This window comes from Morganella sp. EGD-HP17, assembly GCF_000512315.2.
Lineage (GTDB): Bacteria > Pseudomonadota > Gammaproteobacteria > Enterobacterales > Enterobacteriaceae > Morganella > Morganella morganii.
The window spans coordinates 32,257-53,328 of the sequence record NZ_AZRH01000001.1 but is presented as its reverse complement, the minus strand read 5'-3'; the positions used below and the strand labels follow the sequence as shown (position 1 = coordinate 53,328).

20 protein-coding genes are annotated in these 21,072 nt (G+C 53.3%); 8 read left to right on the top strand and 12 right to left on the bottom strand.

What is annotated here, in order from left to right; translation table 11 throughout:
- Positions 1 to 28 precede the first annotated feature (28 nt).
- Positions 29 to 1,369, bottom strand: a complete 1,341-nt coding sequence (gene pmbA, locus X965_RS00240; RefSeq protein WP_004240526.1) for a metalloprotease PmbA — start codon at positions 1,367 to 1,369, stop codon at positions 29 to 31.
- A gap of 172 nt (positions 1,370 to 1,541) precedes the next feature.
- Between pmbA and yjgA the strand changes: the two genes are divergently transcribed.
- Entirely contained in the window at positions 1,542 to 2,090 is a 549-nt protein-coding gene (gene yjgA / locus X965_RS00235; RefSeq protein WP_004236300.1) for a ribosome biogenesis factor YjgA, read from the top strand.
- Here the strand turns inward: yjgA and X965_RS00230 are convergent.
- The 10 genes from X965_RS00230 to mreB all read right to left on the bottom strand — a co-directional run bounded on the left by X965_RS00230 (position 2,087) and on the right by mreB (position 13,903).
- Positions 2,087 to 2,383: a barstar family protein gene (locus tag X965_RS00230; protein WP_004236299.1), complete on the bottom strand. Its 297-nt coding sequence runs from the start codon at positions 2,381 to 2,383 to the stop codon at positions 2,087 to 2,089. The two genes, yjgA and X965_RS00230, sit on opposite strands and share 4 nt — an antisense overlap.
- A gap of 3 nt (positions 2,384 to 2,386) precedes the next feature.
- Complete coding sequence (locus tag X965_RS00225; RefSeq protein WP_004236298.1) at positions 2,387 to 2,854, bottom strand: ribonuclease domain-containing protein; 468 nt, start codon at positions 2,852 to 2,854, stop codon at positions 2,387 to 2,389.
- A complete protein-coding gene (gene tldD, locus X965_RS00220; RefSeq protein ID WP_004236297.1) occupies positions 2,854 to 4,299 on the bottom strand; it encodes a metalloprotease TldD in 1,446 nt (481 codons plus the stop codon). The genes X965_RS00225 and tldD overlap by 1 nt, the downstream gene beginning before the upstream one ends.
- A 3-nt stretch (positions 4,300 to 4,302) precedes the next feature.
- The gene (nit1, locus tag X965_RS00215; RefSeq protein WP_004236296.1) at positions 4,303 to 5,160 is read right to left on the bottom strand and encodes a deaminated glutathione amidase; all 858 of its coding nucleotides are present in this window, start codon (positions 5,158 to 5,160) and stop codon (positions 4,303 to 4,305) included.
- The gene (gene yhdP, locus X965_RS00210) at positions 5,157 to 8,936 is read right to left on the bottom strand and encodes an AsmA2 domain-containing protein YhdP (RefSeq protein ID WP_051997296.1); all 3,780 of its coding nucleotides are present in this window, start codon (positions 8,934 to 8,936) and stop codon (positions 5,157 to 5,159) included. The genes nit1 and yhdP overlap by 4 nt, the downstream gene beginning before the upstream one ends.
- 78 nt (positions 8,937 to 9,014) lie before the next feature.
- On the bottom strand, positions 9,015 to 10,484 hold the full coding sequence (gene rng, locus X965_RS00205) for a ribonuclease G (RefSeq protein WP_004240537.1): 1,470 nt from the start codon (positions 10,482 to 10,484) through the stop codon (positions 9,015 to 9,017).
- Positions 10,481 to 11,092, bottom strand: coding sequence for a nucleoside triphosphate pyrophosphatase (locus X965_RS00200; protein ID WP_004236293.1), 612 nt, complete (start codon positions 11,090 to 11,092; stop codon positions 10,481 to 10,483). The genes rng and X965_RS00200 overlap by 4 nt, the downstream gene beginning before the upstream one ends.
- A gap of 47 nt (positions 11,093 to 11,139) precedes the next feature.
- Entirely contained in the window at positions 11,140 to 11,628 is a 489-nt protein-coding gene (mreD, locus tag X965_RS00195; protein ID WP_004236292.1) for a rod shape-determining protein MreD, read from the bottom strand.
- On the bottom strand, positions 11,625 to 12,746 hold the full coding sequence (mreC, locus tag X965_RS00190) for a rod shape-determining protein MreC (RefSeq protein WP_036416556.1): 1,122 nt from the start codon (positions 12,744 to 12,746) through the stop codon (positions 11,625 to 11,627). Before mreC ends, mreD begins: the two co-directional genes overlap by 4 nt.
- Positions 12,747 to 12,859: 113 nt before the next feature.
- Complete coding sequence (mreB, locus tag X965_RS00185) at positions 12,860 to 13,903, bottom strand: rod shape-determining protein MreB (protein WP_004236290.1); 1,044 nt, start codon at positions 13,901 to 13,903, stop codon at positions 12,860 to 12,862.
- A gap of 979 nt (positions 13,904 to 14,882) precedes the next feature.
- Here mreB and aroQ point away from each other — a divergent pair.
- The 7 genes from aroQ (at position 14,883) to X965_RS00150 (ending at position 20,510) form a co-directional block, all read left to right on the top strand.
- Entirely contained in the window at positions 14,883 to 15,341 is a 459-nt protein-coding gene (gene aroQ / locus X965_RS00180) for a type II 3-dehydroquinate dehydratase (protein ID WP_004236289.1), read from the top strand.
- 17 nt (positions 15,342 to 15,358) lie between these two features.
- Positions 15,359 to 15,820, top strand: coding sequence for an acetyl-CoA carboxylase biotin carboxyl carrier protein (gene accB / locus X965_RS00175; protein ID WP_004236288.1), 462 nt, complete (start codon positions 15,359 to 15,361; stop codon positions 15,818 to 15,820).
- A gap of 11 nt (positions 15,821 to 15,831) precedes the next feature.
- Entirely contained in the window at positions 15,832 to 17,181 is a 1,350-nt protein-coding gene (accC, locus tag X965_RS00170; protein ID WP_004240542.1) for an acetyl-CoA carboxylase biotin carboxylase subunit, read from the top strand.
- A 77-nt stretch (positions 17,182 to 17,258) separates the two neighbouring features.
- Positions 17,259 to 18,143, top strand: coding sequence for a 50S ribosomal protein L11 methyltransferase (prmA, locus tag X965_RS00165; RefSeq protein ID WP_036416554.1), 885 nt, complete (start codon positions 17,259 to 17,261; stop codon positions 18,141 to 18,143).
- Positions 18,144 to 18,433: 290 nt separating this feature from the next.
- On the top strand, positions 18,434 to 19,405 hold the full coding sequence (gene dusB, locus X965_RS00160) for a tRNA dihydrouridine synthase DusB (protein ID WP_015422979.1): 972 nt from the start codon (positions 18,434 to 18,436) through the stop codon (positions 19,403 to 19,405).
- A 20-nt stretch (positions 19,406 to 19,425) separates the two neighbouring features.
- Positions 19,426 to 19,722 (top strand): DNA-binding transcriptional regulator Fis, encoded by a 297-nt coding sequence (gene fis, locus X965_RS00155; protein WP_004240545.1) that lies wholly within the window; start codon positions 19,426 to 19,428, stop codon positions 19,720 to 19,722.
- Between the two features lie 428 nt (positions 19,723 to 20,150).
- Positions 20,151 to 20,510 carry a hypothetical protein gene (locus X965_RS00150; RefSeq protein ID WP_004236282.1) on the top strand — a complete coding sequence of 120 codons (360 nt, stop codon included), beginning with the start codon at positions 20,151 to 20,153 and terminating at the stop codon, positions 20,508 to 20,510.
- 34 nt (positions 20,511 to 20,544) lie between these two features.
- Here X965_RS00150 and X965_RS00145 read toward each other — a convergent pair whose 3' ends face one another.
- The gene (locus X965_RS00145) at positions 20,545 to 20,982 is read right to left on the bottom strand and encodes a MarR family winged helix-turn-helix transcriptional regulator (protein WP_004240547.1); all 438 of its coding nucleotides are present in this window, start codon (positions 20,980 to 20,982) and stop codon (positions 20,545 to 20,547) included.
- Positions 20,983 to 21,072: the final 90 nt, after the last annotated feature.

The following is a 21,072-nucleotide window of genomic DNA, read 5'->3' as shown; positions in this document are numbered from 1 at the left end:
GGATACTCCGGCTCCGGGAGTGACACACTTACTGTCCCGCAATACTCATTTCCGGCAGCCAGACTGAGCCGCACTGAATGTTGCTGCGGGTTTCAATATCGTCGCCGGTGGCGATAATGCTGGCCCACATGTCTTTCAGGTTTCCGGCAATGGTGATTTCACTGACCGGATACTGAATCTCGCCGTTTTCCACCCAGAAACCGGATGCGCCGCGGGAGTAATCACCGGTAATACCGCTGACACCCTGTCCCATCAGTTCGGTAACCACCAGACCGGTGCCCATTTCCCGGAGCATGTCGTCAAATCCCAGCCCCTGACCGGCAATGTGCCAGTTGTGGATCCCGCCTGCATGGCCGGTGCTCTTCAGCCCCAGTTTACGGGCAGCGTAGGTGGTCATCAGCCAGTTGTTCAGCACACCGTTTTCGATAATCAGGCGATCTTCTGTCCGGACCCCTTCGCTGTCAAACGGGGTGGAGGCCAGTCCGCCGATCACATGCGGCAGTTCGCGGATAGTCAGCCAGTCCGGCAGGATCTGTTTACCGAGGCTATCGAGCAGGAAGGTGGATTTGCGGTACACGGAGGTGCCGCTGATCGCGCCGACCAGATGCCCGAACAAACCGGTTGCCACTTCCGGGGCAAAAATCACCGGTGCTTTCTGTGTTGCCAGTTTGCGCGGAGCAAGGCGGGACAGTGTCCGGCGGGCACACTCTTCACCCACCCACTGTGCGGATTTCAGGTCATCCAGTTTACGTGCGATGGTATAGGCGTAATCACGCTCCATATCGCCGTTTTCTTCCGCGATCACACAAGCGGACATGGAGTGACGGCTGCTGCAGTAGCTTTGCAGCATACCCAGCGTGTTACCGAACACACGGATGCCGTAATGGCTGTTAAAGCTGCCGCCTTCTGTGTTGGTGATGCGCGGGTCGGCACTCAGTGCGGCTTTTTCCGCATTGGCGGCATAGTCGATAGCCTGGTCAGCGCTCACTTCGGACGGATAAAACAGTTGTAAATCCGGAGCCTCGAAAGCCAGTAAATCGCGATCTGCCGGGCCCGAACACGGATCTTCAGATGTATATTTCGCAATGTCGATCGCCGCCTGTACGGTACGGGCAATCGCCTCTTCGCTTAAATCTGTGGAGGATGCACTGCCTTTGCGCTGGTTATGATATACCGTGATCCCCAGTGCGCCGTCACTATTAAACTCGACATTCTCCACCTCACCCATACGGGTGCTCACACTCATCCCGGTGGTTCTGCTGACAGCAACTTCGGCGCTGTCACACCCTTTCTGTGCAATACTCAGTGCCTGCGAAACCGCTTGTTCCAGGCGCGTACGCTGCGCCATAATCTGAGAAGTGATATTCATCAATCAGGTTCCAATTCAATAAATTAAGGGGCCGTTAGCTAATCAGAGAGCTGAATAGGTGTTATCCGGCCTTTTCCCCGGTTACAATACGCAATAATCAAATGTTAACACTCACAAACACAGAGATCATCCGGCACCCGCCGCTCTGTGTTTCGCCACAGGAAATACTATTATGGCAAAGCAGCCTGAAGACTGGTTTGAAGAACCCGATGCACTTCCTCAGGAGGAAGAGGATGACGAGATAATCTGGGTCAGCAAAAGCGAAATTAAACGCGATGCTGAAGTCCTGAAAAAACTCGGCGCTGAACTGGTTGCACTGAGCAAAACCCAGCTGGAACGTATTCCGCTGGATGAACAACTGCTCGAAGCCATCCTGCTTGCACAAAAAATCAAGCGCGAAGGTCTGCGCCGTCAGTTACAGCTCATCGGTAAACTGCTGCGGGCCCGTGACCCGGAGCCGATTACCACGGCACTCGACAAACTGAAAAACCGCCATAACCAGCAGGTTGTCCTGCTGCATAAACTCGAAGATCTGCGCGAACGCCTGGTCACCGGTGATGACACTGTGACGGAAGAAGCCGTTGCGCTGTTCCCGCACCTTGATCGCCAGCAGCTGCGTGCGCTTATCCGTAACGCGAAAAAAGAGCGCGAAGGCAATAAACCGCCGAAAGCTTACCGCCAGCTGTTCCAGTATCTGAAAGAACTGGCAGAAAGCGCTTAATCCGCCGTCATGGTCAGGGGGGTCAGCACCAGCTGAATATCCCCCGGCCACTCTTCCTCCGCATCCCGGCAGGTACCGATAATGGCTGAAAACAGCCGCCGCTGCCGTGCGGTAATATGTTCAAACGCCAGTATCACCGGCAGATCTATTCCGCCTGTCAGCATGTCCCATAGTGCATCCGTGTTACACCCGAAGTACGGCAGCTGAAATTTATCACTGAATTGCTGATAAAAATCGTCTGTTGTCCGGATGGTGCGGAAATCAAAACGCACAATGCTGATATCAGGTGTCATGGGTTAATTGGCCTGCTGAAACGAACGGTAATGATCAGTGGTGACATAAATCAGCCCGTCACTGGAATAAAGCAGACGATCACTGCCGCGATGGCCGCAGTTATAGTTTATGTCCGCCTCAAACCACTGGCGTGATGGCGCATCCGGCAGCCCTTTTTCCCGGTTGCCGAAACGGTCACCGCCGATAGCTTTACCCGGCATCACCTCACAGAGATTACCTTTTGACGGCTGCCAGCCCGCATCACGGGCGGCTTTTTTCGTCACATAGTAATCCGGCAGACGCTGGTGCTGCTGCACATAGCTGACCACCCGTGACTGTGCTGTCAGGGCATCAATGCTCTGCGGCTGTTCTGTATGCTGCGGTACCGGCTCTGACGGACGGGTTTCGATAAACTGCCCCGGTAACCCCGCCAGCCAGGCGGAGACCGCCACAATCAGAACAATCACCAGCGTGCCGTATTTCTGCATCATCAGGCCGTTCCGCCGACGGTAATGCTGTCCAGTTTCAGCGTCGGCTGACCGACACCCACCGGCACGCTCTGGCCTTCTTTACCGCAGACACCGACACCTTTATCCAGTTTCAGGTCATTACCGACCATCGATACCTGCTGCATGGCTTCGATACCGGAGCCAATCAGTGTCGCGCCTTTCACCGGTCTGGTAATTTTACCGTCTTCAATGAGATACGCTTCGGATGTCGAGAACACAAACTTACCGGAGGTGATATCCACCTGACCGCCACCGAAATTCGGAGCATACAGGCCATTTTTCACACTGGCGATAATCTCTTCCGGCGACGTTTCGCCGGCCAGCATATAGGTGTTGGTCATGCGCGGCATCGGCAGATGGGCATAGGATTCACGGCGGCCGTTACCGGTCGGGTCAACCCCCATCAGACGGGCGTTGAGTTTATCCTGCATATAACCTTTCAGAATACCGTTCTCGATCAGGATGTTATACTGTCCAGGCACCCCTTCATCATCAATTGCCAGTGACCCGCGGCGATCACCGATAGTACCGTCATCAACAATGGTACAGAGTGATGATGTGACCTGCTGACCGATTTTTCCGCTGAATACCGAAGCACCACGGCGGTTGAAATCTCCTTCCAGGCCATGACCGACCGCTTCATGCAGTAACACGCCCGGCCAGCCCGCGCCCAGCACAACCGGCATTAACCCGGCCGGTGCCGCAACAGCAGAGAGATTCACCAGCGCCATGCGCACCGCTTCGCGGGCAAAATGGTCTGCGCGGATCTCACCGTCTTCCGTACCGAGGAAATATTCATAACCGAAACGACCGCCGCCGCCGCTGCCGCCGTGTTCGCGTTTACCGTCCTCTTCCACCAGCACACTGACAGACAGGCGCACCAGCGGACGGATATCCGTCGCCAGTGTGCCGTCAGTGGCAGCTACCAGCACTTCTTCATAGACACCGGTCAGGCTGGCATTCACTTCCTGCACTCGCGGATCTTCCGCACGGGCCACACGGTCAAGGCGGTGCAGCAGCGCGATTTTTTCCTCACGCGGCATTGCGCGCAGCGGATCGAGTGCAGCATAGAGTGCCGTGTTATTGACACGGTGCAGGCTCTGCACCTTACCGTTACCCTGCTCACGGACAATACTGCGGGCGGCGGATGCACTCTGCTGTAATGCGGTCAGACTTATCTGATCCGCATAGGCAAAGCCGGTTTTCTCGCCGCTGACAGCGCGGATCCCGACACCCTGGTCAATATTGTAAGAGCCGTTTTTGATAATTTTATCTTCCAGCACCCAGGCTTCATGAAAACTGCTCTGGAAGTACAGATCGCCATAATCAATATGGCGATCCGCTAACTGTGTGAGGACAGAAAAGAGATCCTGTTCATCAAGATCATGGGCGGTCAGCAGATGATTGCTGACAGTTGAAAAACTCATAATTTACTCTTTACCTGTGGTGTTTTTCTCAATCAGTGAAGTCAGCTGCGGGCGGAAACGGTTATGTTTCACCACGCGGATCTGCTCACGCATTGAGGTTAAGCTGTCCGGACGGATATCCACGCCGATGGCGGCCACCGCATCCGTATTTTTCTTCATCACTTTGCCCCAGCCGTCAACGGCCATGGTGTGTCCCCATGTGCGGCGGGTACCGTGTACACCGACCTGTGCCGGTGCCAGGATAATGCACTGGTTTTCAATCGCACGGGCGCGCAGCAGCGGCTCCCAGTGAGATTTGCCGGTCAGCCGGGTAAAGGCCGCCGGAACAGAGATAATCTCAGCGCCCTGCTCACGCAGTGCCTGAAACAGGCCCGGGAAACGCAGATCATAACAGATGGTCATACCGAGACGACCCACCGGGGTATCCACCACGGTGATGTGCTCGCCGCGCTGGAAGATTTTTGATTCATTGTATGAACCCTGCTCATCATCGATATTCACGTCAAACATGTGAATTTTATCGTAACGGGCTTTGATTTCCCCTTTATCATCAAACAGCAGACTGCTGCTGGTGATACGTGCCGGGTCTTCACGGCTGATCATCGGCATCGAACCGACCAGGATCCACACTCCGTAACGACGCGCCATATCAGCGACTGCTGACTGCAGCGGGCCTTCGCCCTGCACTTCCGCATACTTCTGATAAGTATTGCCTGATGCAAAAATCAGCGCATTTTCCGGTGTCATCACCAGTTTGATGTTATCAGGCAGTTGTTTGATCTGTTGTTCGATTTGCGCCAAATTGTGTTTAATATTTGTGCCGCTGCACAGCTGCAATAAAGCCACATTTGCGTTTTTCATTCCCGGGTCTCCTTTAACTGACGCAAAACTTCATCTATCTTCGGCTCTTCTAAACTGCCGCTCAGGTGATACCGTATCACCGAAATTTTACTCCAGAGCGGGCCGAGTACCTTACTGGCCACAAAGACTGCCGCTCCGGCTATCGGGTTAACCACAAAAGCTGTCGCCACCCCGACCGTCGCAGAGAGTTCCGGTGTGACAACCACCGACATATCAATACGACGCTCCACAAGATAAACTGAACCGCTAAAGCTGATATCCGCCATTAATCCGTCCACGCGGGTATCGGTTGTCTTTAAAATACCATCTTTTATCACGCCTTTACCGCGTATGCTGTCAAAAACGAAGTCATTACTGAAAGTATCCGTGAAATCGAGCTGTAATTTGCGCAGTAATGCATCAAAACTGACGAGCCGCAGCAGCTTACCGGCGTTACCGCCGCCCATCCGCTCAATCGCCCCTTTGCCGAGCGACGTGCTGATAATACCGTTCAGGGTTGCCACATCCGGCGACCAGGGAACATCCCGCCAGCTCAGGTCAAAATCCACATTGAACGGTGAGCCGGTGATAGGCACCAGTACCCCGAAATAGGCGGCCATATTATCAAAGACCGGCCCCTTAAACTGACCTTTAAAGTGCGACAATGGCTCCGGACCGGCATCCCAGCGGCCACTGAGTGTCAGTTCACTGGCACTGTTTTTGACGGTTGCCGCATCCAGCACCAATGAATTATTTTCCGGCCAGACTTTCGCATTCACCGTACCGATATTCAGGCCGCTTACCCAGCAGGCTTCACAGCGCAGTGTGACCGCAGGCCAGCTGCCGACGCGGTAATCCGTTTTGGTGGTTTGATTACGCTGCGATTCCGGCAGCGCATTCTGAATCGACTCCGGATTATAGTAGAGATAATCAATACTTGCCTGCCACGGTCCGGAAGCCGGAATGCGGATATCCCCGCGCAGCTCCTGACTGTCCGAACTGAGCAGCCAGCCGTTTTCCTGCGGATGAATACGCAGTTTCACCTGATTCCAGCGCTGTCCGGCAAAATCCGCATACGGGGCGGAAATATCAATATTTCCCGGCAGTTTCAGTGAGGCAGGCTGCTGGTGATTCTGACCGGCAACGGCCAGCGCACCGACCCACTCCTCACCGCTGATCGGCGGCAGGGCAATACTGATAACATCCGGCGTGACTTTCTCCGGCACTTTTGTGCCCGGAACGATTGCCGCACCATTAAGCGTGAGAATATCGCCGAGCCGCCAGTCCGTCAGGACGCTGAACGATTTGCCGACGGTTCCCCCGGCTTTCAGGGTGTGTTCTGTCCCGGTGGCATGCACATTCAGTGTGCCGCTCTCCGCCGCCCAGCGCCGGACAGCCGGTAAGGTGCTGCTGGTCAGTTTGCCGGTCTGACCTTCCAGATCCACGGTGTAGCTCATTTCCCCTTTCTGCGGCAGGGCAATGTTCACCACCCCTGTCCACGGGAACGAACCGGTTACGTGCTGTTTTATGGCCGCCGGTATGCCGTCGATGCCCTTCATCTGCCAGTTACCGTCCAGATCGATATTGACGGCAAAATCAGACGGATTTTCTTTGGTGGTAAAGCGGATATTCAGCGGCTGACCGAACCAGTGCGCCGTGATGCGGTCACTTTCCAGGTCACCGTTATCAAAGCGGAATTGTCCGCTGACACCTTTGAGTGTGCTGCCGAGCGGCACCACATCAATATCATTATTTTTCAGATTAACATGCCCGGTCGCCCGCACCATCTCATTGAAGTTAAGCGGGATTTCCAGTTTAAGATCACCCTTAACCTCACCACCGATTTTCAGCTGCTCCAGGGTATTGCCGATAGAGCTTTTCATCGGTGTCTGATCAAAATATTTACCCAGTGATTCGCCTTTGCCTTCAATATCAGACTGAATATAGAGGCGCTCAACCATGAAATCCGGAATATCTGCTTTCAGATTGCGGGCAGTGGCCTCGCCCAGTTTTGCTTCCTGTGCACTGATCCACAGACCCTGGTTATGGAAGTTCAGATCCGCATCCATGTTTATCAGGGCAGGCCATTCCTGATCATATTTAAAGGTGGCGTCACGCAGCGGTACCCAAATCTGGAACTGCCCTTCGTTTTTGCGGAACGGGAAGTCTGCCGGGTTACCCTGAAATATCACCGTGGCATTTTCCGCTTTCCCGGAAATCAGTGCCTGTGTCAGGTATTCGCTCAGGAATTCCCCCATCAGCGGTACCGGGAAATAGCGCCAGGCTTCCCCGGCATCCGTCAGGGTCACGCCGCCGAGGATCCCGAGAGACGGCGGCCGGTCCTTATCATGCTGATAGCGGAAGTTGCCGTTCGCCCGCAGCGCGCCGGATTGCAGATCTAAATTATCACTCCAGAGGCTGAAGTTGCCGTCCGTATTATTCCACTGCACCTGTCCGCGGCTTTCTGATACCGCCAACGGTGCGGTAAACATCGGGCGGTAGTCCAGCACACTGTCATCAAGGGCAAAACGCAGAATGCCGCGTGCCTGCCCGCCGCGCAATACGCCGCTGAAATGAGATACCGACGGTAATTCTTCCCGCGCTTTCCAGCTGACATCCTGCCAGGAAACATCCAGTTCGAGGTTTTCCGGGGCGGCCGGGGTGATATCAAGAGCAAAATCGCGGATAAGACCTGACGGCTCGCGCTCCTGCCAGGCTTTGACAATATCATTGGTGAGGAAAGAGAACGTCGGCACAATGCTGCTCAGACGCGCCAGCTCAATATCATTGGCGCGGATACGCAGATGCGGATTGCCGCCGTATTTGGCCGACGGCGGGATATAAAGCAGTGACAGACTGCCCTCCGGCCACTGCTGCCCGTCAGTTTTCAGATTCAGCAGATCCGGGATATTAAACAGCCAGCCTTCCCCCTGGCGGCGCATCTGCACCAGAAGATCCTGAACTTCCAGGGTGTGCGTGTCCTTGCCGACCAGCCAGTCCGCCTCGCCGGAGTTCAGTCTGACCAGGCCCCGGGTTATCGTCCCTTTCTCCACCGTCATCCAGCCGGCCAGGCTGAAACCGGCCTTGTTCAGCCCGGTGTTATCACGCAGCCAGCGGCTGAACCACGGCGTCATATCAATATCATCCGCCTGGAGGTAGACCGTTCCCTCATCCAGCAGACCGTTCACATCCCGCAGATCCAGACGCACCTGCAGCCAGCCGCGCGGGTTATTCACCGAGGAGAGACTGATCTCCCCCTGAGCGCGGTGGCGTTTGCTCTGATTGAGCCATGACAGACGGGAAACCAGCAAAGTGGCAGGATCGCCGGACGGTGTGAGAAAACGGATTTCACTGTCGCGCAGATCAAAATTATCAAAGCGCTCCAGCCAGAGACCGGACATCGCATCATCGGTTTCAATACTGCTGCCGTCACTGCTCAGCGGCTGTTTGTAATCCAGCTTCATGTGCCAGAATGTCAGATCACGGAAACTGACCTGAAAACGGAATAACGTCCGCCAGATATCCAGGGATAGGTCGATTTTTTCGGCTGAAATGTCCGCGTCCGGAGCGGTAACAGTCAGGTCACGGAGTGTCAGCGCCGGGCCGAATCCCTGCCAGCGGCCGCTGATTTCACCGATTCTGACCGTGGCACCGGTCATTTGTGAGAGTTTTTGTTCGATCTGCGGGCGGTATTCATTAATCTGAGGCAACAGATAGCGCAGACCGCCGAGCACCAGTGCTGCAGCAATCACCATCACAATCACACATGTCAGTAAAATCCCGGGCAGTCGCCTCACTGGCTCTCCTTCTCCTGCAGCTGTCAAGGCCGGCGGAACCGGATATCCGCTTATATCCGGCAGTATACCGCCAATGAATTACATCATGACGACATCAAAATGTTCCTGGCTGTAGAGCGGTTCGGCGCGAACCTGAACCTGTTTACCGACAAAAATCTCCACCTCTGCCAGGGCATGGGATTCATCCCCCTGCAATGCCTCAGTCACTGCCGGTGAGGCATAGACGAGGAAGCGATCAACATCCAGCAGATGGTGCACGCGGACAATCTCGCGCAGAATTTCATAGCAGACCGTTTCCACCGAGCGGACACTGCCGCGCCCCTGACAGGTCGGGCATTTCTCGCACAGGACATGTTCGAGGCTCTCCCGCGTGCGTTTGCGGGTCATCTCCACCAGTCCGAGCTGTGAAAAACCGTTGATAGTGGTCTTCACGCGATCTTTGGCCAGCGCCAGTTCCAGCGAACTCAGCACCCGGCGACGGTGATCCTCATCGGTCATATCAATGAAATCAATGATAATGATACCACCGAGGTTGCGCAGACGTAACTGCCGCGCAATCGCCTGGGTGGCCTCGATATTGGTATTGAAAATAGTTTCTTCCAGATTGCGGTGCCCGACAAACGCACCGGTGTTGATATCGATGGTGGTCATCGCCTCCGTCTGGTCGATAATCAGGTATCCGCCTGATTTCATTTCGACCTTGCGCTCCATCGCCCGCTGGATTTCATTTTCGGTATCATAGAGATCAAAAATCGGCTGACTGCCCTGGTACAGTTCCAGTTTGGCGGTCATTTCCGGGATGTAATCATCCACAAATTCCTGTAACTCTTTAAAGCTCAGGCGGGAGTCAATCCGGATGCGGTCGAGTGACTCACCGGCAAAATCCCGCAGAATGCGGTGTGCCAGCGCCAGTTCACCGTAGATTTTGGTACGGGTGGTATTGCGTTTTTTGCGCTGGATAACTTTGGTCCACAACCGGCGCAGGAACGCGGCATCAGAAGTCAGTTCTTCTTCCCCGACCCCTTCCGCTGCTGTGCGGATAATAAAACCGCCGTCCTCATCACAATAACCCGCCACAATGTTTTTCAGGCGCTCGCGCTCTTCTTCGCTCTCAATGCGCTGGGAAACCCCTACATGAGAGGCGCCCGGCATAAACACCAGGTAGCGGGACGGCAGCGTGATATCGGTGGTCAGACGCGCACCTTTGGTGCCCAGCGGATCTTTGACCACCTGCACAATAATATCCTGCCCCTGATGGACCAGTTCCCCGATATCGCGGGTGCGGAATTTCTCTTTTTCATCCCCGGAAATACATTCTGTATGCGGAATAATATCCGAGGCATGCAGAAAGGCTGCTTTATCCAGGCCAATATCGATAAAGGCCGCCTGCATACCGGGCAGCACCCGGCTCACACGCCCTTTATAGATATTGCCGACGATACCGCGTTTAGCCTCGCGCTCAATATGAATTTCCTGAAGGATCCCGCCGGTAATATAAGCGACCCGTGTTTCAGACGGGGTCACGTTGACTAAAAGCTCGGCTGTCATGGTATTTCTTTCCCGTCAATATGTTCCGGTACAACCCCGTTCAGGGTATCCGTGTACCGCTTAATTAATTCTTCGGTCTCCACTAACGGTAATCCCACCACAGCATGATAGCTACCGTTAATTTTGCGGACATAGCGCCCGCCTAAACCCTGGATGCCGTAAGCACCGGCTTTGTCCATCGGCTCACCTGTCTGAATATACTCGTTTATTTCGTCATCTGATAACCGGCGGAATGTCACATCCGTCACAATCAGTGTGCTCAGTGTCCGGAAACGGTCAGAAACCGCGACCGCCGTCATCACCTGATGTGTGCAGCCGGATAGTGCACTGAGCATGGTAAAGGCATGTGCCGCATCACTGGGCTTCTCCAGGATATCACCACCGAGCACCACAATGGTATCAGAGCCGATAACCGGCCTCTCTTCCGCTGCCAGCGCCACCCCGGCCTGTGCTTTCTCCCGCGCCAGGCGCTCCACGTAATCCGCAGCGGGTTCACCGTCACGGCGGATTTCATCGATACAGGGGGAGAGTGTTTCACACTGAACATTCAGCAGCCGGATAAGTTCCCGGCGGCGGGGAGAGGTTGAAGCAAGGTAAATCGGCAGCATTCAGGGGTCCTGACGTTTTGTTAACGTATCACGCCGCCGTTCCCTGATTAATGAACAGAAAAGTGACGGCGGGTCTTACGCAGTAATAAAAAAATCCATGGCCATAAGATACCATTGACCAGACTGTTCCAGAAGACTTCCGGATGAAACACAATATCGGACAATAAAAATTCTGACCAGAAAACAAAGAACTGCATCAGCACTGACAGCACCATAATGACCAGCGACTGCTGCCACAGCGCCATATTGCGCAGCAGCTGATGTCTGAATGAGACCAGATAGGTGACGATAGACAGGCTCAGGGCATGCACGCCGAGCGTGGAACCTTCAATCAGGTCAATGATCATGCCGAGAAAGAAAGCGGAGCCGACACTGACCCGGTGCGGCAGCGCCATCACCCAGTAGATAAGAAACAGCATCGCCCACGACGGACGGTAAAACTGAATCTGCTCCGGCCAGGGCATGATTTGCAGTACCAGTGCTATCAGAAAGGAGAGCCAGACAATAATCCGGTTTTGTCCCCGGTAGGTATTCATTGTTGCGGCCTCATCCTCAGCGGCCGGGCCGGTGCGGAATCAGCAGCCGGATCCTGAGCGACCGGTGCGGCAGTGGCTGGCGTGTCTGCCGGTTTTGGCTGTGCGGGTTTAGGTCCGGCCGGTTTCGGTGGTGTCGTTCCGGCGGAAGGTGCCGGAGCGGCAGGTGCGTCCGGGGCTGCCGCAGCCGGGTCAGTTTCCGGCGTCTGGACAGACGGGATCACCTGCGGCATAACCTGCATGATACGTTCGTTGGCCGCGCGGTACACCTCAGACGGGCCGGAAGGCTCACGCGGGTTGCTGTCTCCGCCCCATAATAAGAGCAGATAACGCAGACGCTGAAGGTCAGCCGTCGGTTTGGCACTGATAATGGTATAAGCGCGCTGATTATCCACTTTTACCGAAGAGACGATCCCGACCGGGTAACCTTCCGGGAAACGGCCGCCGAGGCCGGAGGTGACCAGCACATCCCCCACGCGGATATCAATATTGTTCGGCAGTGGTTCAAGCTGTAAATCGTCAGTACATCCGGTGCCGGATGCAATGACGCGAATGTCGTTACGCAGCACCTGAATCGGCAGTGCGTGGGTGGTATCGCAGATCAGCAGAACACGGCTGGTTAACTGAGACACGGCAATCACCTGCCCCACCACACCTTTATCACTGATCACCGGCTGGCCGTCATACACGCCGTCACGGCTGCCTTTGTCGATCACCACCTGGTCACGGTACGGGGTGTTGGCTCCCGCCATCACCTGAGTGACCATCATGTGCTCATCCTGACGCAGCGGTGAACCGAGCAGCTCACGCAGCCGGGCATTTTCCTGCTTAAATTGTTCAAGCAGTTGATTCTGACTGCTTTTAACCAGCAGTTCCTGGCGCAGAGCGCGGTTTTCAAATTCCAGCTGCTCGCGGGTGGCAAAGTTATCAGAGATACCGTCCAGTAACTGACGCGGGCCGTTGGCTAAAAAATAGAACGGGCTGACCGCCGTATCCAGATAGTTACGGATTTTGGTAAAAGCATCAATCCGGTTATCAACCACAATCAGTCCGATGGCAAAAATAACCGCAACAACAATGCGAATCTGAAGGGAAGGCCCCCGGCTAAAAATCGGCTTCATAGGATGCGATATCAGGCACTACAGTAATTCCGTCCGGGAAGACAGAGTGTGTATCCGGCGAGCTGGGGGAGCGGACTCCCCCGGCCTGCAGTATTGAACGGACGGGAGTCCGCTTATTCTTCACTGAGAAGATCGCTGCCGTGCATGTCGATCATCTCAAGTGCTTTGCCGCCGCCGCGGGCGACACAGGTCAGCGGATCTTCCGCGACGATCACCGGAATCCCGGTTTCTTCCATCAGCAGGCGATCCAGGTTACGCAGCAGAGCGCCGCCACCGGTCAGCACCATTCCGCGTTCGGAGATATCAGATGCCAGCTCCGGCGGGCACTGTTCCAGCGCCAGCATGACGGCACTGACAATACCGGTCAGCGGCTCCTGGAGGGCTTCCAGAATTTCGTTGGAGTTCAGGGTGAAACCGCGCGGAACCCCTTCAGCCAGGTTACGGCCGCGGACTTCAATCTCAAGCACTTCGTCAGTCGGGTAAGCCGAACCGATTTCGTGTTTGATGCGTTCTGCGGTTGCTTCACCAATCAGTGAACCATAGTTACGGCGCACATAGTTAATGATAGCTTCGTCGAAACGGTCGCCGCCGATGCGGACAGAGGAGGAATAAACCACACCGTTCAGGGAGATAACCGCCACTTCGGTAGTACCGCCGCCGATATCCACCACCATGGAACCGGTCGCTTCTGATACCGGTAAACCGGCACCGATAGCCGCCGAAACCGGCTCTTCAATCAGATAAACTTCACGTGCACCGGCGCTGAGCGCGGATTCACGGATGGCACGGCGTTCAACCTGGGTTGCACCGACCGGCACACACACCAGAACACGCGGGCTCGGGCGCATAAAACTGTTACTGTGAACCTGTTTGATAAAATGCTGGAGCATTTTCTCGGTCACAAAAAAGTCAGCGATAACACCGTCTTTCATCGGACGGATTGCTGCGATATTGCCGGGGGTACGACCCAGCATGCGTTTGGCCTCATGACCAACAGCAGCAACACTTTTGGTTGAACCCGGACGATCCTGGCGGATAGCCACGACAGACGGTTCATCCAGAACAATGCCTTGTCCTTTGACATAAATCAGGGTATTGGCTGTACCCAGGTCAATCGACAGGTCGTTGGAAAACATGCCACGAATTTTTTTAAACATACAAAAGGATAATCCTGCAAGCCGGGGACGGGGAAAAACCCGTCTACTTTACCAACCACGTTTCTTTGCGACAAGCCACAGATTGCACCTTGCCAACAGCGTGTCCACATCACATCAGGGAGCGGTCTATTCTAGATAATTTTTATATACTGCGCAGTATAAAGCTGCATAAAAACGCAGACTTTTTCACATATTTGAGGAAATACGCGCAGGCAGATTAAAATTAATGTAAAAAATCCGGCAGTTGCCCTCTTTTTTCATTAATTCCTGCAAACTTCCGAACAGTTGACCTGTAACTATGCATCAAGTTCAACCGGATTCTATATAATATACGCAATCTTACAATCGGCCTGACGCCCGCTACCTCTATCTTCGCATTAAAACCATCTGCTTAATCACAGATAAGACGGCAAAAATACCGGGTTATTCACCGGATTATGATGAATCAGCAGCACCCTTTACTCAGAATAATCTCAAAATAACCTGAAATATAAATATCCGTATCCCGGATACAGACCCGTTATATCCCGTTCTGTCCGTATTCAGCGCCATAATATTTCCGGGACTTGCCAATCTGCCGGTGCGGATGCACTATAACGCACCACAACGGCAGACAACTATTCACAACGGCTTATTCCTGCGCTGTTCATCTTACGTAAGATCCGCCTCCGGAATGCCGGTTATGTGAGCACACCGGCAGAAAAGCATCCTGACCTCCGGGCGTACCTGTTAAAAGACCGGCAGGCAGACTACTATCAGCAAACGGATGCAGACAGATAATACGTATGATTAACTGGTCAGCCTTGTACCGGTTCCGGTCTGTTCAGACCAGTATTTTGCTGCGAACTGCAATGAAATGTTTATAATGTCGCCCTTCCTCTGTAAAAATTAATATTGCCTGCGGTGAGAAAAAGGTGACAACGCATTAACATCGCGTTATCTTGTGCGTTTACGTTAGATTGCAGGAGATAGCAGCAGGATGACCGAAAGTTATCATATATTGTTACTGAACGGCCCGAATCTTAACCTGCTGGGCACGCGGGAACCCGATAAATACGGGACGCTCACTCTCGCGGATATCGTTACAACGCTGACCCGCGATGCCGGTCAGTGTGGCGTTACACTAAGCCACCTGCAATCCAACGCCGAGCACGAACTCATCGACAGAATTCATGCTGCACGGGGAAACACCGATTTTATTCTGATAAACCCGGCCGCATTCACTCACACCAGTGTGGCTCTGCGTGATGCCCTGCTGGCCGTCAGCATCCCGTTTATCGAGATCCATCTGTCGAATGTACACGCACGGGAGCCGTTCCGTCACCACTCTTATCTCTCTGATATCGCCACCGGCGTTATCTGCGGACTGGGTGCGGAAGGCTACCGTTATGCTTTACAGGCAGCGGTTCACCGTCTGTCACAATTAACTCAACACTAAGAGTACGGAATCATCTCATGGATATTCGTAAAATAAAAAAACTGATCGAGCTGGTCGAAGAGTCCGGTATTTCTGAGCTGGAAATTTCTGAAGGCGAAGAGTCAGTACGCATCAGCCGCGCTTTACCGGTTCAGGCTATGGCCGTACCACAGCAATACAGCGCACCTGTTCAGCAGCCTGCCCTGGCAGCCGCTGTTGCACCATCCGCAGGTCTTGCTGATCCGGCGCCGGAAAAAGAGATTGCCGGCCATGTGGTCCGCTCTCCGATGGTGGGTACGTTCTACCGTTCACCAAGCCCGGATGCGAAAGCCTTTATTGAAGTCGGTAAACAGGTCAATGTCGGTGACACCCTGTGCATCGTCGAAGCCATGAAAATGATGAACCAGATCGAAGCTGACAAAGCCGGTGTGGTTAAAGCAATTCTGTTAAAAGACGGCGATGCTGTCGAATTTGACGAGCCACTGGTCGTCATCGAATAACGGGGCGAATCATGCTGGAAAAAATCCTTATTGCCAACCGGGGTGAAATTGCACTGCGGATCCTGCGGGCCTGTAAAGAGCTCGGGATCAAAGCGGTCGCTGTTCACTCTTCTGCGGATCGTGATTTAAAACACGTTCTGCTGGCTGACGAGACCATCTGTATCGGTCCGGCAGCCTCTGCGAAAAGTTATCTGAATATCCCGGCCATTATCTCTGCTGCTGAAATTTCCGGCGCACAGGCCATCCACCCGGGGTACGGATTCTTATCTGAAAACGCTGATTTTGCCGAGCAGGTTGAACGCTCCGGCTTCACGTTTATCGGCCCGAAAGCTGAAACCATCCGCCTGATGGGCGACAAAGTTTCTGCTATCCGTGCGATGAAAGAAACCGGCGTTCCGTGTGTGCCGGGCTCTGACGGCCCGCTCAGCGACGATATGCCGCTGAACCACACCATTGCCAAACGTATCGGTTTCCCGGTCATCATCAAAGCCTCCGGCGGCGGCGGCGGACGCGGTATGCGCGTTGTCCGCAATGATGAAGATCTGGAAGAAGCGATTGCAATGACCAAAGCCGAAGCCAAAGCGGCTTTCAACAACGACATGGTTTACATGGAAAAATTCCTTGAGAACCCGCGTCACGTTGAAATCCAGGTTATGGCGGATGGTCAGGGCCATGCTGTTTATCTGGCTGAACGCGACTGCTCCATGCAGCGCCGTCACCAGAAAGTGGTGGAAGAAGCCCCTGCACCGGGTATCACTCCGGCGCTGCGCAAAAGCATCGGCGAACGCTGTGCCAAAGCCTGTATCGATATCGGCTACCGTGGTGCCGGTACCTTTGAGTTCCTGTTTGAAAACGGTGAGTTCTATTTCATCGAAATGAACACCCGTATTCAGGTAGAGCACCCGGTCACTGAAATGATCACCGGTGTTGACCTGATCAAAGAGCAGCTGCGTGTCGCATCCGGCCTGCCGCTCTCTGTGAAACAGGAAGATATCAAAGTAAAAGGTCACGCGATCGAATGCCGTATCAACGCCGAAGATCCGCACACCTTCTTACCGAGCCCGGGCAAAATTACCCGCTTCCACTCTCCGGGTGGTTTCGGTGTCCGCTGGGAGTCTCATATTTACGCCGGTTATACTGTACCGCCGTATTATGATTCAATGATCGGTAAGCTCATCACCTATGGTGAAACCCGCGAAATTGCTATCGCCCGTATGAAGAATGCGCTGGCGGAACTGATTATCGACGGTATCAAAACCAATATCGAGCTGCACCAGCTGATTATGAATGATGAGAACTTCTGTAAAGGCGGCACCAACATCCATTATCTGGAGAAGAAACTCGGCCTGCACGAGGTCTGATTTTCTGTCGCTTTTCTTTCTCAGGCCCCTGTCAAACAGGGGCTTTTTTATAAAGAGCTTTTTATAAAGAGTATGTTATGCCCTGGATCCAAATACGATTAAATTCCACCGGTGCTGATGCCGAAGTTATCGGTGATGAACTGACTGAAACCGGTGCGGTCTCCGTTACCTTTCAGGACAGCCACGACACCCCGATTTTTGAACCGCTGCCGGGGGAAACCCGCCTGTGGGGCGACACCGACGTGATCGGCCTGTATGACGCTGAAACGGACATGAAAGCCGTTGTTGCGCAATTACAGCAGCACCCGCTGCTCGGCGAAAACTTTGTCCATAAGATCGAACAGATTGAAGACAAAGACTGGGAACGCGAGTGGATGGATAACTTCCACCCGATGCGTTTCGGTCAGCGCCTGTGGATCTGCCCGAGCTGGCGTGAAATCCCTGACCCGGATGCGGTCAATGTTATGCTCGATCCCGGCCTTGCATTCGGCACCGGTACCCACCCTACCACCTCTCTGTGCCTGGAATGGCTCGACGGGCTGGATCTGAACGGTAAAACCGTGATCGATTTCGGCTGCGGCTCCGGAATCCTGGCGATCGCCGCCCTGAAACTGGGTGCGAAAGAAGCTATCGGTATCGATATCGATCCGCAGGCGATTCAGGCCAGCAGGGACAACGCAGAGCGCAACGGCGTTTCAGACAGGCTGACCCTTTACCTCTCTGATAAAAAGCCTCGGACGCTCTCTGCGGACGTTGTGGTGGCCAATATCCTGGCCGGTCCGCTGCGTGAACTGGCGCCGGTGATCGGCGCACTGCCGCAGGCCGGCGGATTACTCGGGTTATCCGGTGTGCTCGCCACTCAGGCAGAAGGTGTGGCAGATGCTTACCGTGACGTCTTTGAGATTGATGAGATTGCCGAAAAAGAAGAATGGTGCCGGATTACCGCGACAAAACGCGGCTGATATTCTTACTTTTTGGTATATAAATCGTGCATTTGCGTGATTCAGTGAATATATTTTAAGCAGTTTCACGCAAACGCATTTTATTCTGAAAATTAAATCAGAAAACCGCACTGTATGCTATTTTACGCTAACTTATTGTTACAAAACATTAATTAATAAAATCTGAAAAAAGCAATAAAAAAAATTTCGCCGTAAAGGTCGATTTGCTCAAAGTTTGTCCTTTCATATCTTTGAAAAAATGCGTAATATACGCGCCCTTGCAGTCACAGTATGGCCACACTTCTTCGTCTATGCGTATCGGACAATACCAGTTGAAAAACCGCCTTATCGCGGCCCCTATGGCAGGCATCACCGATCGGCCTTTCCGGTCGTTGTGCTATGAAATGGGCGCGGGTATGGCCGTCTCAGAGATGCTCTCTTCCAACCCTCAGGTCTGGAAGACGGACAAATCGAGATTACGCATGGTACACAGTGATGAGCCAGGTATCCGTTCTGTGCAGATAGCCGGTAATGATCCCGGTGAAATGGCGGCCGCGGCAAAGATTAATGTTGCCGGTGGTGCGCAGGTCATCGATATCAATATGGGGTGTCCGGCAAAAAAAGTGAACCGTAAGCTGGCAGGCTCCGCCCTGCTGCGTTATCCGGCGCTGGTGGAAGAGATTCTGAAAGCGGTGGTTAATGCGGTGGACGTGCCCGTCACACTGAAAATTCGCACCGGCTGGTCACCGGAAGAACGGAACTGTGTCACGATTGCCCAATTGGCCGAGCGTTGCGGTATTCAGGCTCTTACGATCCATGGCAGGACCCGCGCCTGTCTGTTTAATGGTGAAGCCGAATATGACAACATCCGGACAGTTAAGCAGACTGTTGCCATCCCGGTTATTGCCAATGGCGACATTACTGACCCGCTTAAAGCCAGAGCAGTACTGGACTACACCGGCGCAGACGCGCTGATGATTGGTCGTGCTGCTCAGGGAAGACCCTGGATCTTCCGGGAAATCCAGCACTATCTGGACACAGGCGAACTGTTGCCGCCCCTGCCCGGTGCAGAGGTGAAACGCATAATGTGTGAGCATGTGCGGGAATTGCACGACTTTTACGGTCAAAGCAAGGGAGCCCGCATAGCCCGCAAGCACGTTTCCTGGTATATGCAGGAACATGCACCTGATGTTCAGTTTCGGCGCACATTCAACGCCATTGAGGATGCCGGCGAACAGCTGGAGGCGTTGGAGGCATATTTTGAAAATTTTTTGCGTAAATAAAGAAAAGAGCTGACAGAACTATGTTCGAACAACGCGTAAATTCTGACGTACTAACCGTTGCTACTGTAAATTCACAAGATCAGGTAACTCAAAAGCCGTTACGTGACTCAGTTAAGCAAGCACTGAAGAACTATTTTGCTCAATTAAACGGTCAGGATGTTAATGAACTGTATGAGCTGGTACTGGCTGAAGTTGAACAGCCATTGTTGGACATGGTGATGCAATACACCCGTGGTAACCAGACCCGCGCTGCCCTGATGATGGGTATCAACCGCGGTACTCTGCGTAAAAAACTGAAAAAATACGGCATGAACTAAGTAATACCGTTTAATGCATTGAATCGAAAAGCCTTTTCAGGATAACTGAAAGGGCTTTTTTGTTGCCTTTATCATAAGTAATTCCACCTCATTGTTTTTCACTTCCCCGCTGTGTTTAATAATACTGTAACGGCTTGCGCAGCGGACAGGATTCTGTACGCACCGCTGTTCAGAATATAAAGGGAGTTATATATGGATAATCAGTATCTATTATTATATGGAAGCTTCTTATATGCATGATTATATGAGAAATTTTAATCCCCCCTTTTCCTCTCCCCGGGATAAGCACAATTAAAAAGCAACAACCGGAGTGTTCTGTTTCTTTTCCTCTTCCATGATAACCGCAGATATTTCGCCGGGCAGCGAAGCATTGATTTTCCTGTCCGCTACTATCCCCGGTACAGCAGCCCGGATATCAGGAGAGAGAAATGAACGCACTGCAACAGGCATTACATCAATCATTACAGGCAGTTCAGGCGGAGAATTCCCCGGCATTGATACACAGCGGGAAATTACTGAATTTTGTACCGTCACAAATTTCACAGCTGCAGGATGACCTGTTGTGCCTGTACGGGCAGCCGCTGCCGCTTTTTCCGGATCCGCAGGATATCAGCGGCAAGCTGGAAGCAGCACAGCGACTGCACCGGCAAATTCCCGGGCAGAATGGGGTGTTGTGGCAGCATTTCCGGAAAGAAGCCGCAAAGCTGAACCCGGCGGATGATGCCGCACTGACCGATGTGCTGCTCCGCTGGCTGTTCACCCGCCTCTCTGCCGCAGACCATACCTGAACGAAAACGCCTTTTCCGGGCAGCAGAAAAGGCGTTACTGTTTCTCATCAAACCAGGGCTGCTGAAATAACCGGACGATCAGCGCGAGATTGTCTTGTCCGACAGCAGCACCAATTTCATCACACAATCCGGTTTTGATGGCCTCATAAGCGTCATAGCATTGCTGCCCGTGCGGTGTCATTTTCACCCCCTTGAGCTTTTTACTGCCCTGAACATCAAAGATGGTGATTAATCCCTTCTCTTCCATCTGTCGGATGAATTTATGAATCGCCTGACGGGAGATGGTCACTGTCGCGGAAATATCGGCTATGGATACCGGCTGGTCATACACCCTCGATAAAATGTACCACTCCGAATTACTCATGTGAATTTCGCTCCGGACATTCCAGAGCGCATCAATCCGCTCACGGAGCAGTGTGTGCCGCTCACTGATAAGGTCAATAAAATCCAGGTCGTTTAATGCAATTTTCACGCGCTCCCCCTTTCCTTTTTGTGCAGTATACCAAAAACACTTCGTCAACTAAGTTGACCATTGTCGCAAAGTGCGTTACTTTCCTTTTCG

Bases quoted from the DNA above. Each gene is read 5' to 3' on its own strand.
- accC (WP_004240542.1), top strand. From the start codon at position 15,832: ATGCTGGAAAAAATCCTTATTGCCAACCGGGGTGAAATTGCACTGCGG.
- X965_RS00225 (WP_004236298.1), bottom strand. From the start codon at position 2,854: ATGATGCAGAAATACGGCACGCTGGTGATTGTTCTGATTGTGGCGGTC.
- X965_RS00230 (WP_004236299.1), bottom strand. From the start codon at position 2,383: ATGACACCTGATATCAGCATTGTGCGTTTTGATTTCCGCACCATCCGG.
- rng (WP_004240537.1), bottom strand. From the start codon at position 10,484: ATGACAGCCGAGCTTTTAGTCAACGTGACCCCGTCTGAAACACGGGTC.
- prmA (WP_036416554.1), top strand. From the start codon at position 17,259: ATGCCCTGGATCCAAATACGATTAAATTCCACCGGTGCTGATGCCGAA.
- accB (WP_004236288.1), top strand. From the start codon at position 15,359: ATGGATATTCGTAAAATAAAAAAACTGATCGAGCTGGTCGAAGAGTCC.
- nit1 (WP_004236296.1), bottom strand. From the start codon at position 5,160: ATGAAAAACGCAAATGTGGCTTTATTGCAGCTGTGCAGCGGCACAAAT.
- mreC (WP_036416556.1), bottom strand. From the start codon at position 12,746: ATGAAGCCGATTTTTAGCCGGGGGCCTTCCCTTCAGATTCGCATTGTT.
- X965_RS00200 (WP_004236293.1), bottom strand. From the start codon at position 11,092: ATGCTGCCGATTTACCTTGCTTCAACCTCTCCCCGCCGCCGGGAACTT.
- mreB (WP_004236290.1), bottom strand. From the start codon at position 13,903: ATGTTTAAAAAAATTCGTGGCATGTTTTCCAACGACCTGTCGATTGAC.
- pmbA (WP_004240526.1), bottom strand. From the start codon at position 1,369: ATGAATATCACTTCTCAGATTATGGCGCAGCGTACGCGCCTGGAACAA.
- tldD (WP_004236297.1), bottom strand. From the start codon at position 4,299: ATGAGTTTTTCAACTGTCAGCAATCATCTGCTGACCGCCCATGATCTT.
- mreD (WP_004236292.1), bottom strand. From the start codon at position 11,628: ATGAATACCTACCGGGGACAAAACCGGATTATTGTCTGGCTCTCCTTT.
- aroQ (WP_004236289.1), top strand. From the start codon at position 14,883: ATGACCGAAAGTTATCATATATTGTTACTGAACGGCCCGAATCTTAAC.
- dusB (WP_015422979.1), top strand. From the start codon at position 18,434: ATGCGTATCGGACAATACCAGTTGAAAAACCGCCTTATCGCGGCCCCT.
- X965_RS00150 (WP_004236282.1), top strand. From the start codon at position 20,151: ATGAACGCACTGCAACAGGCATTACATCAATCATTACAGGCAGTTCAG.
- yjgA (WP_004236300.1), top strand. From the start codon at position 1,542: ATGGCAAAGCAGCCTGAAGACTGGTTTGAAGAACCCGATGCACTTCCT.
- fis (WP_004240545.1), top strand. From the start codon at position 19,426: ATGTTCGAACAACGCGTAAATTCTGACGTACTAACCGTTGCTACTGTA.